Annotated in this window: 13 protein-coding genes; 6 read left to right on the forward strand and 7 right to left on the reverse strand. The window is 53.7% G+C overall.

Annotated features, from left to right (window positions below; genetic code table 11):
* Nucleotides 1-275: 275 nt before the first annotated feature.
* The 7 genes from VFG09_01270 to VFG09_01300 all read right to left on the reverse strand — a co-directional run bounded on the left by VFG09_01270 (nt 276) and on the right by VFG09_01300 (nt 6,624).
* The gene (locus VFG09_01270; GenBank protein ID HET6513763.1) at nt 276-539 is read right to left on the reverse strand and encodes a chromate transporter; all 264 of its coding nucleotides are present in this window, start codon (nt 537-539) and stop codon (nt 276-278) included.
* A 254-nt stretch (nt 540-793) separates the two neighbouring features.
* Nucleotides 794-2,386 (reverse strand): thio(seleno)oxazole modification radical SAM maturase SbtM, encoded by a 1,593-nt coding sequence (sbtM, locus tag VFG09_01275; GenBank protein ID HET6513764.1) that lies wholly within the window; start codon nt 2,384-2,386, stop codon nt 794-796.
* Between the two features lie 239 nt (nt 2,387-2,625).
* Complete coding sequence (sbtA, locus tag VFG09_01280; protein ID HET6513765.1) at nt 2,626-2,730, reverse strand: SbtA family thio(seleno)oxazole RiPP natural product precursor; 105 nt, start codon at nt 2,728-2,730, stop codon at nt 2,626-2,628.
* Between the two features lie 164 nt (nt 2,731-2,894).
* Complete coding sequence (gene sbtA / locus VFG09_01285; GenBank protein ID HET6513766.1) at nt 2,895-2,990, reverse strand: SbtA family thio(seleno)oxazole RiPP natural product precursor; 96 nt, start codon at nt 2,988-2,990, stop codon at nt 2,895-2,897.
* 267 nt (nt 2,991-3,257) lie between these two features.
* Nucleotides 3,258-4,871 (reverse strand): CopD family protein, encoded by a 1,614-nt coding sequence (locus tag VFG09_01290; protein ID HET6513767.1) that lies wholly within the window; start codon nt 4,869-4,871, stop codon nt 3,258-3,260.
* Nucleotides 4,872-4,875: 4 nt separating this feature from the next.
* Nucleotides 4,876-5,259 (reverse strand): copper resistance CopC family protein, encoded by a 384-nt coding sequence (locus tag VFG09_01295; protein HET6513768.1) that lies wholly within the window; start codon nt 5,257-5,259, stop codon nt 4,876-4,878.
* Nucleotides 5,260-5,424: 165 nt separating this feature from the next.
* Nucleotides 5,425-6,624 carry an acyl-CoA dehydrogenase family protein gene (locus VFG09_01300; GenBank protein ID HET6513769.1) on the reverse strand — a complete coding sequence of 400 codons (1,200 nt, stop codon included), beginning with the start codon at nt 6,622-6,624 and terminating at the stop codon, nt 5,425-5,427.
* 198 nt (nt 6,625-6,822) lie between these two features.
* Here VFG09_01300 and VFG09_01305 point away from each other — a divergent pair, with 198 nt between their 5' ends.
* The 6 genes from VFG09_01305 (at nt 6,823) to VFG09_01330 (ending at nt 13,703) form a co-directional block, all read left to right on the forward strand.
* Nucleotides 6,823-7,989, forward strand: a complete 1,167-nt coding sequence (locus VFG09_01305) for an acetyl-CoA C-acetyltransferase (GenBank protein ID HET6513770.1) — start codon at nt 6,823-6,825, stop codon at nt 7,987-7,989.
* Nucleotides 7,990-8,062: 73 nt separating this feature from the next.
* Nucleotides 8,063-9,232 (forward strand): acyl-CoA dehydrogenase family protein, encoded by a 1,170-nt coding sequence (locus VFG09_01310; GenBank protein ID HET6513771.1) that lies wholly within the window; start codon nt 8,063-8,065, stop codon nt 9,230-9,232.
* A gap of 37 nt (nt 9,233-9,269) precedes the next feature.
* Complete coding sequence (locus VFG09_01315; protein HET6513772.1) at nt 9,270-10,118, forward strand: 3-hydroxyacyl-CoA dehydrogenase NAD-binding domain-containing protein; 849 nt, start codon at nt 9,270-9,272, stop codon at nt 10,116-10,118.
* Nucleotides 10,105-10,878 carry an enoyl-CoA hydratase-related protein gene (locus tag VFG09_01320; GenBank protein ID HET6513773.1) on the forward strand — a complete coding sequence of 258 codons (774 nt, stop codon included), beginning with the start codon at nt 10,105-10,107 and terminating at the stop codon, nt 10,876-10,878. The genes VFG09_01315 and VFG09_01320 overlap by 14 nt, the downstream gene beginning before the upstream one ends.
* An 18-nt stretch (nt 10,879-10,896) precedes the next feature.
* On the forward strand, nt 10,897-12,387 hold the full coding sequence (locus VFG09_01325; protein HET6513774.1) for an aldehyde dehydrogenase family protein: 1,491 nt from the start codon (nt 10,897-10,899) through the stop codon (nt 12,385-12,387).
* A gap of 11 nt (nt 12,388-12,398) precedes the next feature.
* A complete protein-coding gene (locus VFG09_01330) occupies nt 12,399-13,703 on the forward strand; it encodes an aspartate aminotransferase family protein (protein HET6513775.1) in 1,305 nt (434 codons plus the stop codon).
* Nucleotides 13,704-13,880 lie beyond the last annotated feature (177 nt).

Below are 13,880 nucleotides of genomic sequence, written 5' to 3' on the forward strand. Positions count from 1 at the left end.
GACAGACACCTGAGGAACTCATCCTCTGCTGTGAAAGGGCCCTGGCACACGCGATCAGCAAAGGCGGCGACAGGGTGGAGGTCTATTCAAGAGATATGGATGAGACCGAAGCTCTGTCATAGTCCTGATCTCTTCCTCGACACCTTCCCGAGCCCCTCGGAAAACCTTGTCACATCTTCCGGGGGATAAGGCAGGGATAGAGTTCGAAAAACTGCCGAATGCCTTCAGACTGCGTACAAGCAGAGGCACCGGGATGAGCTTAACCTGGCAGGAATCTAAGGAGCCAGCCTGCGAAAGCACCGCCAAGCGCCTATAATGATGCCCAACTCCGTTGAGTTTGGGCCGGGGATGAGGTTGATTGCGCCGACAAGATCAAGAAAACATTTTCCCGTCATCCATCGCCTGCGCTTCACTATCTCTTCCTCCATCATGGCAATATGAGCAGCAGGTCCCCCAAAGGCTATTATCCCCAGCTTGAAGAATACCGTTGCCAGCACGACAAGGCTGTCGTTTCTATTTTTCTGCTTGTCGCTATTCAATGACAGAGCCTCGTTACTCGCCACCAACCAAAGACAGGAAGTAATGGTTAAGGATGTACGCCTTGGTAAATGCAATTTTATCACATTGCAATGAAGGATTTTAGTGAAACAGTACCCAAGCAACATACGAGAGGGGTTTGGTGGAGAATGTATAGGTGCAAAATGTTGAACAATCTTATGAGAATCGAGCCGCAGAGCTGTCGCTTTTAAGCGGCCTTTCTCATGTCCGGCCTAAAATGAATTGAGGATCGCCATCACGCCTGGCGCCAACAGTAAGGGTCCCGCGACGTGAACGGGTCAATGCCATGGCTATAGGCTACAGCGAGGCAACCGCCGCAAACGGGACGGATGGCACAGCCATCACAGGCACGACAACCCGATCGGTAGCGCTGCGCTATTGATGACTCATAAATGTCAACAAGCCCTTCGCAGGAGATATTACCAATGTTTGAAGGGAACTTGCGGCATGCGTGAACTTCTCCATCGGGCAGTACGGACAGAAAGTTGAATGCTGCTCCGCACCCGAATCCTGTACACCCTCCGCAGAGACCTGCCTCCTTCTCGCTGAGCACCAGGTTGAAGAGATTGTCCTTCAGCCCGATGACCGGATTGTTCCCTGCTGCTTTCAGGTATGCCCCAAGAAAGTCTTTATAGGCGTCTGGGGGGGGAAGACGGAGAGCACTTCCTTCGCCTACCGAGGAAAGGCGGTTGAAGGTGAAAAGGTCTGTCATGTCATGGACGATCTCTGCAAGAGGGATAACCTGTTTCATGTTGTCTTCGGTAAGGGTGAGCATCACCATAGAGTAGATATCGAGTTCACGGAGTACCTTGAGAAACTCCATGGTGCGCCTGAAATGGCCTGAGCCCCGGATGTGGTCATTATGTTCTTCCAGTCCTTCGAGGCTCACCTGAAAAAATACGGGCTTCTGTATGTTGAGCAATGCCTCGATCTTTTCGCGGGGAGCGGGGTTACCGAGGACCGCCAGCATAAAGCCCCGCTCTGATGCAGCGCGGTAAAGCGTTTCGAAATAATGATACAATAACGGATTTCCCCCTGAGAACGAGACTTGGCCTCGGACATGCATCTTATGGCAGAAATCGGAAAGGTCGTCGAGAATTTTGCTACCGAGCTCCGGGGTTAAAGAAGTCCGGTCACTCCGATCATAGCAGTGCCTGCAATGCAGATCGCAGGCTTGGGTAATGTGCCATTGGAGTGTAAAGGTCTGGGATGAAAGAAAGTTCCCCTCAAAAGGGCTCTTGTCATCGAGAATGAAGTCACGGTTGATTCTTGAGAGAGGAGTCAAGATAATCCCCTCCCCCTTTGCTCTTTCTATTATGGTGTCGATTACCTCCACGGGAATGTTTCCCTTCGCCGCAGCGTCTTTCGGCGAGATTCCCTCGACAAAGAGCTTGAGAACGAGAAGGTCTTCCTTTAATGCCTCTCGGACATGTAAGCGCAAGGTTCTTGGATCTTTCCATACCATGACCACCTCGTTCCCCGCAGTGGGGACAAGACGCCGACCATGATCCTTCGCGTTCAGCAACGTCGGAAGGTTCTTCCACGGAACCTCTATCAGGGTAATCGTGGGGTTGATGCCGATATTTTCGGCAAGAGGCCCGATATCAGATGATGCTACCTCTGCGAGGACAGACTCCAGACGGGCGAGATCGGAAAGATAGCCGGGCAGCCCGAGATCACTCGCCCGGAGTCGTATGATTTCAGAGAGTCTTTCAGGCCCCCCAAGCTCATCGCATGAAGAGACGATCGCTTTCCAGACTTCTGGATCGAGGACCGAGAAACACGACGGGTATGCCGCTGAGAGATTCTCTTCTCGGGATTGCTTCATCTGACGCTTATGCACTTAGACCAAGAGGTAAATGGAAATCAGTGCGCACGGCACTATTCCTTTGATCCGCTTCAGCCACTCTTGCCGGGTTGCTGCTCTTGGCCGGCAGATCCCTTTGCTTTTTCTTTTTCAGTCTGGTCATCCTCCTTCTTGTCCTTTGCATCCTTGTCTTGCTTCGTGCCCTCCGTAATGGTCTTGGCTGGTTTCTTCTCGGTGTCACCTGCACCGGATGAGCCGCTTCAGGCTGCCCCGGCGAAATCAGGGGTGGAGACAATTGCGATGCCCGACAAGAGACCTGCGATGCCGAATCCAGCAAGGATTTTCTTCAAACGGTCTTTGTCCATGGTCTTTCTTCCTCCTCTGAAGAACTTTGTCACAACTGTGGACGATTACCTTTCTCTTAATGCCTACGGCATTACTTCTTTGACCCGCTTCAGCCACTCTGACCCGGCTTCTGCTCAGTCTGCTCCTTTTGGGTGCTCCCGGCGCCCTCTTTCTTAGAGCCTGATCAGCTCGATGAACAGCCCGGAAGAGTAACAGAGGCACTGAGCAAAGCGGCGATGCTGAAACCTGCAAGAATCCGTCTCACGTCTGCCGGATCCATCAAGAACCTCCTTTCTCGATAGTACAGAGCCCTTTCGGTCTCGGTTAAGAACGCCCGGCCAAAGACAAACCCGCCTACCTCTCTACTTGAATGCTATCAGCATCTGGCGTGGACGTCAAGCGAGTTACATGCAATTGGACGACTGTCTTCTCTGATGAGAAATGCCAATTTAGGCCATACTATGCATGATTGTTACAGATTTCAAATATGCAGGTTCCGGAAGGTTATTGAGTGGGGGTCCAATTCTCGGCGGGCTGAAGGTTCCCATCATACTTCCCTGTAGAAGAGCAGTACGAAACCCAGCAGTATCAGGCAGGCTGTCCAGAGAAAACCCGGTATAGGGTTCTTGGGTTCAGGGAGCCGCAGGTCAAGCCACCGCCCGACCCCTATGCCGACTGCCAGAAGACCCATGGCGTTATGAGAGACCTCGATGAGGAAAGCCGACTTGATCGCAAATACGGTGTGGGAATGGGTCAAAAGCAGTGCGCCACCCGTCAGACACATGATGGGAAAGGCAAAATGCCGGCGGGTAGGGGTGAGTTCGCCGGACAGAACGCGCCACTCGAAGAGCGCCAGACCCGCAACGAGAAGCGTCGCGACCCTGTGCTGGAGCACTTCCGGGATGACGAGCGTCTGCCAGAATCCTTCATTGCCAAGGGGCCAACCCTTCGGTTCGCCTAAGAGGATGAGAAAAACTGCCAGGAGGAGGAAGAAGAGAGGCCAGTGGCGTGCAAAGCGCACCCTTCCAACACGATCGAGCATGGCACAAATACCTGCGACCACTACGATCAGACCCGATACATTATGGTTAAAGTCACTTTGTATCCTGTCCAAGACACTCGGCAGGGCAAGGGGGTCGAAAGACGAGGAGGCCCTCATGAGCATCTCCTGATGCGGGGGAGGGACAAATTGCGGAAACTTGGGCAAGAATACCTGCAGCACCTCGAGAGCTGATGCGCGCTCTGCAAGCACGTCGACTGCAGGCGGCTGCGAAGTGAGAGCCGCGGCAGCGAGGAGGATGATCATGGCAATCCACATTTCGCCTTCAATAAAGGCGGGAACCAGTTCTGAAATGTTCCTATCGTCTCCTCGCATCCACAAACGTACACTGAAGAAATTGAGCGAGCCCAAGCATAAGGCTAAGAGAAGGAGAGATGCTTTTGTGACGACCATCGCCCCATACGCCGTGCCGACCAATCCCGTCCAGTCCCCTACGTAACGGAGGCTAAGATAAAGTGCTGCCGCCGTGAGCGTGCCGATAGAAAGTATCGCTATACGGGAAAAACGTGCGACCATAGCAGGCCAAAGTCTGATCCCCCCAGGGGAGCTTCGCACAGGTCCTCCCAGCACTGCAAGATGAAGCAGACCTCCTGCCCACACCGAGGCGCTCAACTGGTGGAGAACCGTGACTGCCATGAGCGGAGCGACATGATCAAGCTGACCTACCGCATGCACCAGCCAAGCACCACCTATTACAAGGATGACCGAAATGACCGTCATCGCCACCCAGCCAAAGATCGAAGCAGGTCGTTTGAGAAGCCAAATGGCCACAGTCATCAGGGAGAGGCCCATGGCGGCATGGAGCAAGCCGGCACGTGCAAAATGCGTCGCGAGAAACTCGTTGAGCGGCCAGCGCCCCATCTCATCGGCCAGGACCCAGGGCTCTATGGTCAGTACGATCACCTGCGCAAGAGCGACGAGGCCGCCGCCACAGGCAATAAGGGCAAGGGAAGCCTTCAGTCCCCGCGCGATCTGAGGGTCACCCCTGTCCAACGGTCTGAGGACTGCAAGGCAGAAAAGGACTCCTCCGACGGCCGATGCCAGACCGATGAGTACCAGTGATTTCAGAAGAACTTCGAGGAAGCCTGCAAGAAATATCATAAACTCATGGTGTGCCAACAACACGGAAGCGGAGAACTCCCGAGGTGGCGTGACCGTCTGTTGAAAGAATCTTATAACGGAGGATATAGTTGTCCGGTTCGAGATCGGGTAGTTGAATCACAAGACGCTCGGGAGCTTCACTGCCGTATTTCTTTGTTTGTTCTGGTAGCCGGATAATGCGGCCATTGCCCGTCGTGAGGCTAAATCTGGCAAGGGACTTCTCAATTTTTTCATTAAAGCGGAGCGCCACTTCTCTTGGAGCGCTCGTAAGGACTTCTCCATCCTTTGGGGAAGATTCAATCACCAGTGCGTGCGCATAGGCAAACCCGGTATCCGACCAAAGAGTCAGTAAGACGATAACCATTTGCCAGAGAACCTTGATAGTCATGGCACAGCCCGTTGACATGTTCACTCCCCAACGAAGATATGAAGAAGACCATTTTCAGATTTCACTTGCATTATAGCGTGCCTGAATATTCATTGCAAATAGAGAGGTGAATACTGAGAAAATTAGCGGCAGACACCTAATCCGTGAAATATCGATAACGAAAGCTTAGAAGGAGGCGGACCCTTTCCCGAGGAGTTCCCTGGCGATGATGAGCCTCATGATGTTCTGTGCGCCTTCGGCGCCTGCAACGTAAGAGGCTACGCCTCTCACCCCGCGTTCAATTCCGGCCTCCTTCGTATATCCATATGCGCCCAACCAGGTCATCACGTTCTTCATAATATCGAAGGCGACGGTGGGAGCGGTAAGTTTGGCAGCTGCAACGGCCTTGTTGATCTCCCCGTGGCCGAACCTGTTTTCCGAATACATCCTCTCGATCATCCATGCAGCCTTATACACGAGAAGCCTCGCCGACTCGAGTCTCGCGTAATCCTCTGCAAGTTGAAACTGAATTCCCTCAAAAGATGCGAGAGGTGCTGAAAAGGCTTTTCGTCTCTTTACGTGTTCCATGCCGAGTTCCAGCGCCTTTTCAGCCGCGCCGATACAGGCCGCAGCTACAAGTGTCCGGCTGCAGTTGAACCCTTCCATGGCATAATAAAATCCACTGTTCCACTCACCAATGAGGTAATAATCCGGTATCTCAACATTCTTTATCTCTATGAAGCCGTTCGATATGCCTTCCCTTCCCATCTGTCTGCTCGTGGTCACGGTAATCCCCGGCATGTCCTTTATCGGGAGGTAGCAGAGCGAGAGCCCTTTGTGGCCGAGCTGCCGGTCTGTCTTTACGACGGTAACATAGCCGCCTCCATACCGGGCCGCCTCTTTCACTCCGCTTATGTATGCCTTTGTGCCGTTTATGAGGAGTGTTCTGTCCCTCTTTTCCATCCGTGTGGAGAGGGAAGCGATATCAGAGCCTCCCGTCGGTTCTGTCGAGGCTATCCCGAGGAATGTCTGTCCCTGTGTCACATGGGGCAGGATCTCTTCTTTCGCCTTCTTGCTGCCGTATCTCTCGAAGAGAAAACCCCATCCTGCCTCGACGAGATAATAGACGGCAACGGCCATGGTCATGTCGGCACGGGCGATCTCCTCTGCTGCGATAGATGCAGAGACCAAACCGGCCTCTGCCCCGCCATACTCCCTGGAAACCGTTATCCCGAGCAGCCCATGGGCAGCCATCCCCTCAAGGATCCCACGGGGGATCTTGCCTCGCTCGTCAATCTCGCGCGTCCTGGGGGCAATCTGTTCTTCGCAGAAATCCCTGATGGACCTTCTGAAACGTTCCTGTTCCGCGGTAAAAGAGAAATCCATGAATTAAGGATCCTCCCATTGCTTCACATAATCTGAAATTGCTATATAATGTTACTAACACTATACCAAAGAAGATTGTCGAGAGCCAGGAATATCCTCCGGAGCGAGGGGGGAAGAAATTCATGAGTCGTGACATGCATTCTCATTGTTCTGCAATCTCCTCAAGGATACTCTGCATCGTTTCCAAGGTGACGGATCATGCATGAAGAAGCGGTCATCATTAGCGCGGTAAGGACCCCAATCGGCAAGTATGGTCGTGCATTCAGGGACGTCCCGGCCCAGCGGCTCGGCACGATTGTGGTAAAGTCTGCGATTGAGAAGGCAGGCATAGACCCCATAGATGTAGGGGAAGTGATCATGGGAAACGTGATCTCAGCAGGGTTGGGCCAGAATCCTGCGCGCCAGGTAGCGATCCATGCGGGAATCCCCGCGGAAACAGGCGCATTCACGGTGAACAAAGTATGCGGCTCTGGCCTCAAGGCAGTAATGCTCGCTGCCCAGGCGATAAGAGCAGGTACTGCCGACATTGTCGTTGCCGGGGGGATGGAGAATATGAGTGCTGCGCCCCACCTGCTCAAAGGCCTGAGGTGGGGCATCAAGTTCGGAGACCTGTCCGTTACCGACGCCATGATCTACGACGGTTTATGGGAACTCTTCAACGGGTACCACATGGGAGTCACCGGGGAAAGGGTGGCCGAGAAATACGGCGTAACGAGACAGGAGGCGGATGAATACAGCCTGATGAGCCATCAAAGGGCCTTGGCCGCCACGAAGAGCGGAGCGTTCACCGAAGAGATAACCCCTGTCGAAGCAGCAGGCGCGATGATCTCGAAGGACGAGTGTATCAGGGAAGACACTACAATCGAGAAGCTCGGAACACTCTCCCCTGTCTTCAAGAAGGACGGGGTCCTCACCGCCGGAAACAGCTCCCAGCTCAGCGACGGTGCAGCAGCGATTGTGGTGACTTCTCAGAAAAGAGCGGAAGGGCTCGGCATAAGGCCCCTTGCACGCATTGTCCACTCCACAGTCGGAGGTACGCTGCCGGCTGACGTGATGGAGGCCCCGATCCCAACGGTCAGGAAACTCCTCAGAGATAAGGGTTTCACCATAGACGACATGGACCTGATCGAATACAATGAGGCCTATGCCACCTCCTCGATCGTTGTCGCCAGGGAATTGGGAATCGATCTCAGGAAGTTCAATGTAAACGGCGGGGCCGTTGGGCTCGGACATCCGATTGGGTGCAGCGGCGCGAGGATATTGGTGACGCTCCTCCATGGCCTGAAGGAGAGGGGCCTCAGGAGAGGATTGGCTACCCTTTGCATGGGCGGAGGGAACGCGCTCGCGATGGTCGTCGAGCGGTAGTGAGATTAGACCCGAGTTGTTCGAAAACAGGGAGAGCACGCGTAGGCAGCAAGAAGGATCACAAGGGTAAACAGTGTTCTATAGAAGGGAGCAGAGGAACATCATCGGGATGCTTGTCCCTGAGGCTGACAAGTATCATCAGCTTCTCGAAGCGATCGGGGAGTTTGCAGAGAAAGAGTTGCTGCCAGGTGCGAAGAAAATAGACAGGGAGGGGATGTTTCCCAGGGAGAATCTCGAAAAGGTCGTCGAGCATGGGATCATGGCGCTCCCTTTTCCCGAGGAATATGATGGTTCCGGATTTCCCTTCCCTGTTTATGTCGCCGCCCTGGAGATGCTCTCAAAGGCATGTGCGAATACCGCCCTTCAGGTCTCTGTCCAGGGGATGATCTGCGAGGGTATCAGGCTCTTCGGCGATGAGTCCCAGAGGCAGAGGTTTCTCAGGGAAGAGGGGCTTGTGGAGGGAAGACGTCTCATTGCCTTCGCACTCACAGAGCCCTGCTGCGGCTCTGATGCAAAGGCGATAGAGACCGAGGCCCTTCCTTCGGAAAAGGGGTATGTCCTGAACGGAACAAAGACTCTGATAACGAATCCCGGAGAAGCTGATTTCATCCTCGTCTTTGCAAGGACCGGACAGGGCATCTCATCGTTCATCGTGCCGAAAGAGACGAGCGGACTGAGGGTGATGAAGGACATCCCGAAACTCGGGTTCAGGGGCAATACCCTGTCCGCCCTTCACTTCGATGAATGCGAGGTGGAAAGGGAGAACCTTCTCGGGCAAGAGGGGAGGGGGCTTGAGTACTCAAAGCAGATCCTCAATTCCGGAAGAATGACGATCGCGGCGATCGGCGTCGGCATTGCGCAGGCTGCCTATGAAAAGGCCCTTTCCTACAGCAGGAAGAGGAAGACCTTTGGTTCGAGCATTTCTCATTTTCAACTCGTGCAGGAGAAGCTGTCGGACGTAGTTACCGATATCAACGCGGCGAGGCTCCTCACCTGCTATGCGGCTGTTCTGAAGGATAGAGGAAGAGATATTGCATCTGCGGCTTCCCAGGCAAAACTCTTCAGCTCGGAGATGGCAATACGGACATGCGATGCAGCCATACAGATTCATGGCGGCTACGGATACATTGACGAGTTCGATGTGCACAGGCACTGGCGTGATGCGAGGCTCCTCACGATCGGGGAAGGGACCTCCGATATGTTGAGGCTGCTGATAGCGCATCTGGCATTGAAGGAGCTGTAGATGGCGAGGTTGAACCTGTAGAATGCGCGAGGTCGTTATGGGTGTGCGAAGAATTGCGGTGATTGGGGCGGGGACGATGGGAGGCGGCATTTCCGAAGTTGCTGCACGGAGCGGGTACGAGGTGGTCCTTAAGGATATGAGTGAAGAATACGTGGGTGCAGGGCTCGCGAGGATAAGAGGCAGACTCGACAAGAGGGTAGCAGAACGGAAGATCGGGGCAGAAGAGAGAGAGAGGATCCTGGCGAACATAAGAACCACCACAGATCTCAAAGAGTGTGCGGAGGCAGATCTCGTCATCGAAGCGGTGATTGAACAAGAGGAGACAAAGAGGGAGATCTTTCAGGAGCTTGATGTCCTATGCCCGGAAGACACCATCTTTTCGACGAACACCTCTGCGATTTCGATAACGAGGCTGGGAGGGGCGACGAAAAGGCCCGGCAGGTTCATTGGCATGCATTTCATGAACCCCGCCTATATCATGAAACTCGTAGAGGTCGTGAGGGGACTCCGCACATCGGAAGAGACGGTGAAGACGATCATTGGAGTCTCAGAAAAGATGGGGAAGACAGCGGTCGTGGTAAAGGACTTCCCTGCCTTTATCTCGAGCCGGCTTATCATGCATGTGGTGAATGAAGCGATCTTCGCTCTGCAAGAGGAAGTGGCCTCGCGCGACAGTATCGATACGATCATGAAACTCGGCGCACACCATCCGATGGGGCCCCTCGAACTCGCTGATCTCATGGGCCTTGACATATGCCTCGCGACGCTTGAACTCCTCCATGCCGAACTCGGGGAGAAATACCGGCCCTGTGTGCTGCTGCGGCAGATGGTTGCTGCGGGGAAACTGGGAAGAAAGAGCCGTGAAGGGTTCTATGAGTATCAATAAGAACGTGGGCATTGAGAAAAGAGACGGAATCGCGTTCATTATCATGAAAAGGTCTGAGACCCTGAATGTCCTCAGCACGGAGATGCTTCAGGATCTTGGAGATTCATTTGTCGGAATCGAGAATGATGGTGAAACAAGAGTCGTTATCATAACCGGCGAGAAAAAATTCTCCGCAGGGGCTGATATCAGAGAGCTGAAAGACAAGAGTCCTGAGGAAGCGGCAGCCTTTGCACGACTCGCCCACGGAGTCTTTAAGCAGATCGAAACCATGGGTAAACCGGTCATCGCTGCCGTCAATGGCTTCGCACTGGGAGGCGGATGCGAACTGGCTCTTGCGTGCGACATTCGGATGGCGGCTGAGAATGCAAAGTTCGGCCAGCCCGAGATCAACCTCGGACTCATACCCTGCTTCGGGGGAACACAGAGGCTTCCGCGACTCATAGGCATAGGAAGGGCAATGGAGTTAATCCTGACTGGCAGGATGATTGATGGAAAGACTGCAGAGTCTGTCGGCCTCGTGAACAGGGCAGTGCGGGAGGAAGAACTGATGGGACAGGCAGAAGAGACGGCCCGGATCCTGGCCAGAAAGAGTCCCATAGCCCTGAGAATGGCAAAGAGGTTGATTAACAGGCATCTCGATATCGAGAGAGGGCTCGAGATGGAGATAGCTTCCATTGTCGAATGCTATAGCTATCATGACTATGTGGAGGGTATTGCGGCCTTCCTCGAAAAGAGAGAGGCGAGATTTGAAGGCAGGTGACACTGTGGAGGTTGCCATATGACTGAGATCACAAGGAACTTCATAAACGGCGAGTGGCAGGAGGCATTTACAGGCCTCCATTTTGAGAACAGGAATCCTGCTGATACCGATGAGTTGGTCGGAGTTGTGACTAGGTCAGGGAAGGAAGATGTTGATAAGGCGGTGAAGGCAGCGCGTGAGTCATACGGGACATGGAGACTCATCCCTGCGCCACGGAGAGGCGAGATTCTCTTCAAGGCAGCCGAAATCCTGTCAAAGAGGAAAAGGGAACTGGGAGAGATCGAGACGCGGGAGATGGGCAAGACCCTTAAAGAAGGTTTGGGAGATGTCCAGGAAGCTATCGACATGGCCTACTATATGGCTGGCGAGGGGAGAAGACTTTCGGGGGAGACAATTCCCTCGGAACTCCCGAACAAGGAGTGCCGGTCAGTTCGCGTCCCTCTCGGCGTGTGTGGGCTTATCACTCCCTGGAATTTTCCGATAGCCATTCCTGCATGGAAGATCATGCCTGCCCTTGTCTCGGGAAATACGGTAGTCTTCAAGCCGAGCAGTTATACTTCGATATCGGCTGCCAGGCTTGTTGAGATCCTTGAGGAGGCGGGCCTGCCGAGGGGCATCGTTAACCTCGTTCATGGGAGAGGTGAGGAGATCGGTGCGTACCTTGCTTCTCATCCTGATATGGATGCCCTTTCTTTCACGGGTTCCACGGCTGTGGGAGAGAGGCTTGCGGCAAGAGGCGTTGAATTCGGGAAAAAGGTCTCCTGTGAGATGGGAGGGAAGAACGCCATTATCGTTATGGATGACGCCGACATGGAACTGGCCATGGAAGGCGCTGTGTGGGGCGGCTTTGGGACCACAGGACAGCGGTGCACTGCAGCAAGCAGGGTGGTTGTTCATGAGCATGTGTATGACCGGTTCCTTCAGATGTTCACGAGGGCTACATCAAGGTTAAGGCTCGGGAACGGCCTGTTCGAGGAGACCGATGTGGGTCCTCTGATCAACCGTGCCCAGATGGAGAAGACCCTCAACTACATAGAGATAGGAAAGAGAGAAGGCGCAAAGCTCCTTACCGGAGGAAAGGCATACGAGGAAGGGGATTGTGCGAGGGGCTACTTTATCGAGCCCACCATATTCTCCGATGTACATCCTGAGATGAGAATCGCCCAGGAAGAGATATTCGGGCCCGTTGTGGCTGTGATGAAGGCGAGGGACCTGGAGGACGCAATAGCGATCGTGAACGCCACGAAGTACGGTCTCGTCTCTGCGATCTATACCAGCGATATTAACAGATCAGCTATCGCTGAAAGGGAACTTGATACGGGCATTGTCTATATCAATGCCTCGACCATCGGCGCAGAGATCCAGCTTCCCTTTGGCGGGACAAAGAAGAGTGGTATCGGGCAGAGAGAGGCAGGCGGCAGGGGCGGCGCCCTCGATATGTTTACCAAGTGGAAGGTCATCTACCGGGACTTTAGCGGCAGGCTCCAGAAGGCCCAGATAGACCGATAGGAGAGAAGACGTTGAAAGATGATCTCATGGGAAGGGCAAAAAAAGTCCTGACACCTGCACTAAGGATCCATACGGACTTCGTGGTCAGAAGGGCCAGGGGTGTTTACGTGGAAGACGAGACCGGGAAGAAGTATATGGATTTTTCCTCGGGGCTTGCGACCACCAATATCGGCCATAACCACCCGCAGGTTGTTGAGGCGATAAAGAGACAGGCTGATGCCCTCATCCATTCAGGCTGCATCTTCTACTATGAACCCCTAACCGTTCTCCCGGAGATGCTCAGGAGGGTGACACCTCAAGGTATTGATATGTTCTTCTTCGGCAACTCAGGGGCCGAGGCTGTGGAAGGATCGCTCAAACTCGCAAGATTCTTTACGGGACGTCAGGGGATCATCGCCTTTACCGGTTCTTTTCATGGGAGGACTTTCGGGGCGATGAGTCTCACCACATCGAGCATTCGTTACCGCCGGCAGTACCAGCCCTTTGTTCCCTCTATTTACCATTCACCGTACCCTTATTGCTATCGCTGTTTTTTCGGCCAGAGGCGGGAAACCTGTTCCCTCGACTGCTTCGAATATCTCGAAAGACTTTTGAAGCTCCTTATCCACCCCGAGGAGATCGCGTGCATCATCATCGAGCCTGTCCTCGGAGAAGGCGGGTATGTGGTCCCTCCAGAAGAGTTTCTCAGGAACCTCAGGGCCCTCTGTGACAGATGGGGGATCCTCCTCATCCTCGATGAGGTCCAGTCAGGGATTGGGAGGACCGGAAGGTGGTTTGCCGCCGAGCACTTCGGAGTTGCTCCTGATATCATGACGATTGCCAAAGGGATCGCTTCCGGCATGCCCTTAAGTGCGGTGGCCTCGAGAAGAAAGATTATGTCAACATGGCCAGCCGGCGCCCACGGAACAACCTTCGGCGGAAATCCTGTCTCCTGTGCCGCTTCCATTGCTACGCTCGAGGTCATCGAAAGAGAGGGCCTTCTTGAAAACGCCGAAAATGTGGGGAGATATGCGCTGGAACGATTGAAGACCATGAAAGAAACGTATCCCTGCATAGGAGACGTGAGGGGGCTCGGGCTCATGATCGGCATAGAGTTTGTGAAAGAGGACGGCAGCCCATTCACCGAAGGACTGAAGAAGGTTATCGATTACTGTCTGGGGAAGGGATTGATCCTGATAGAATGCGGAGTGGACAAGAACATCATAAGATTGGCACCTCCCTTGATCATTAAGGAGGAGGAGATGGAGAAAGGGCTTGATATCTTGAAAGAGGCGATGAAGATGGAGATGAAGAGGCAGAGGAAGAAGAGAGGCTAAGGTCTCCTGTTCTCAACCTCAGTCTCTTAACCTTAGTATGAAGTACAACTGTCAGGCAGGCACGGATCGAAGCCTTGTACATGCGATGAAGTTCCGATAGCGAGATACTTGGGGGACTTCACCGAGAGTGACCTCCCGCATTGAGCATACAGCGGTAGTCGGCGACCATCAACGGTA

The sequence above is a fragment of the Thermodesulfovibrionales bacterium genome, assembly GCA_035686305.1.
GTDB lineage: Bacteria > Nitrospirota > Thermodesulfovibrionia > Thermodesulfovibrionales > UBA9159 > DASRZP01.

Excerpts from the sequence above, each read along its gene's own strand:
- VFG09_01290 (HET6513767.1), bottom strand. The coding sequence starts at position 4,871 with ATGATATTTCTTGCAGGCTTCCTCGAAGTTCTTCTGAAATCACTGGTA.
- VFG09_01315 (HET6513772.1), top strand. The coding sequence starts at position 9,270 with ATGGGTGTGCGAAGAATTGCGGTGATTGGGGCGGGGACGATGGGAGGC.
- sbtM (HET6513764.1), bottom strand. The coding sequence starts at position 2,386 with ATGAAGCAATCCCGAGAAGAGAATCTCTCAGCGGCATACCCGTCGTGT.
- sbtA (HET6513765.1), bottom strand. The coding sequence starts at position 2,730 with ATGGACAAAGACCGTTTGAAGAAAATCCTTGCTGGATTCGGCATCGCA.
- sbtA (HET6513766.1), bottom strand. The coding sequence starts at position 2,990 with ATGGATCCGGCAGACGTGAGACGGATTCTTGCAGGTTTCAGCATCGCC.
- VFG09_01320 (HET6513773.1), top strand. The coding sequence starts at position 10,105 with ATGAGTATCAATAAGAACGTGGGCATTGAGAAAAGAGACGGAATCGCG.
- VFG09_01305 (HET6513770.1), top strand. The coding sequence starts at position 6,823 with ATGCATGAAGAAGCGGTCATCATTAGCGCGGTAAGGACCCCAATCGGC.
- VFG09_01295 (HET6513768.1), bottom strand. The coding sequence starts at position 5,259 with ATGACTATCAAGGTTCTCTGGCAAATGGTTATCGTCTTACTGACTCTT.
- VFG09_01300 (HET6513769.1), bottom strand. The coding sequence starts at position 6,624 with ATGGATTTCTCTTTTACCGCGGAACAGGAACGTTTCAGAAGGTCCATC.
- VFG09_01325 (HET6513774.1), top strand. The coding sequence starts at position 10,897 with ATGACTGAGATCACAAGGAACTTCATAAACGGCGAGTGGCAGGAGGCA.